Source organism: Streptomyces sp. NPDC006610, assembly GCF_040611575.1.
Classification (GTDB): domain Bacteria; phylum Actinomycetota; class Actinomycetes; order Streptomycetales; family Streptomycetaceae; genus Streptomyces.
The window spans coordinates 1-1,341 of the sequence record NZ_JBEXOP010000101.1 but is presented as its reverse complement, the minus strand read 5'-3'; the positions used below and the strand labels follow the sequence as shown (position 1 = coordinate 1,341).

Annotated in this window: 1 protein-coding gene; it reads right to left on the bottom strand. The window is 68.5% G+C overall.

All coding sequences use genetic code 11. The features are described from left to right. Positions 1 to 1,341: polyketide synthase (locus ABZY13_RS33475; protein ID WP_356637587.1), on the bottom strand; the 1,341-nt coding region annotated here is incomplete at both ends.

The window sequence follows — 1,341 nt, the reverse complement described above, 5'->3', positions numbered from 1 at the left end:
TGCTCCACGATCACATGCGCATTCGTCCCGCTCAGCCCGAACGACGACACCCCCGCACGACGCGGCCGCCCCCGATCCGGCCACACCACCGCCTCCCCCAGCAACACCACATCACCCTCGGACCAGTCCACCCGCGAACTGGGCTCATCCAAATGCAGCGACCGCGGCAACACCCCATGCCGCATCGCCATCACCATCTTGATGACCCCCGCGACACCCGCAGCAGCCTGCGTGTGCCCCAGATTCGACTTCACCGACCCCAGCCACAACGGCTCACCCACCGGCCGGTCCTGCCCATACGTCGCCAGCAACGCCTGCGCCTCGATCGGATCACCCAACACCGTGCCCGTACCGTGCGCCTCCACCACATCCACATCCGCACCACGCAACCCGGCATTCACCAACGCCTGCCGGATCACCCGCCGCTGCGCCGGACCGTTCGGCGCCGTCAGACCATTCGACGCACCATCCTGATTCACCGCCGACCCACACACCACCGCCAGCACCGGATGCCCATTCCGCCGCGCATCCGACAACCGCTCCAACAACAAAACCCCAGCACCCTCACCCCACCCCGTACCCCCAGCACCCGCAGCAAAGGAACGACACCGACCGTCGGGGGCGAGTCCGCGCTGTTCGCTGAAGTACACCAGCGTCTCCGGCGTCCCCATCACCGTCACGCCGCCGGCCAGGGCCAGGGAGCACTCCCCCGACCGCAGCGCCTGCGCCGCCAGATGCAACGACACCAACGACGACGAACACGCCGTGTCCACCGTCAACGCGGGCCCTTCCAGCCCGAGCGTGTAAGCGACCCGGCCGGACACGAAGCTGCCGGCGCTGCCCCCGCCTCCGTAGTCGTGATACATCACGCCGGCGAAGACACCGGTCGAACTGCCCTTCAGCGTCGCCGGGTCGATCCCGGCCCTTTCGAACGCCTCCCAGGACGTCTCCAGCAGCAGCCTCTGCTGTGGATCCATCACCAACGCCTCACGCGGCGAAATGCCGAAGAAGTCCGCGTCGAACTCGGCGGCGTCGTGCAGGAATCCGCCGGCTCGGGTGTAGGTCTTGCCGGGTTTGCCGATCTCCGGGTCGTAGACGTTCTCGTCCCACCCACGGTCGGCCGGAAGGTCCGAGATCGCGTCGACACCGTCGGCCACGAGTCGCCACAGATCCTCGGGGGTGGTGACCCCACCGGGATAGCGGCAGGCCATGCCGACGATGACCACGGGGTCGTCGTCATTGCCAGCTCGCCGGACGGGAGCCACCGCAGCGGCGTCGGCTTCGGCCCTGCCGTCCAGGAGCGCCAGAAGGTGATCGGCCACCGCCTCAGCCGTCGGCTGA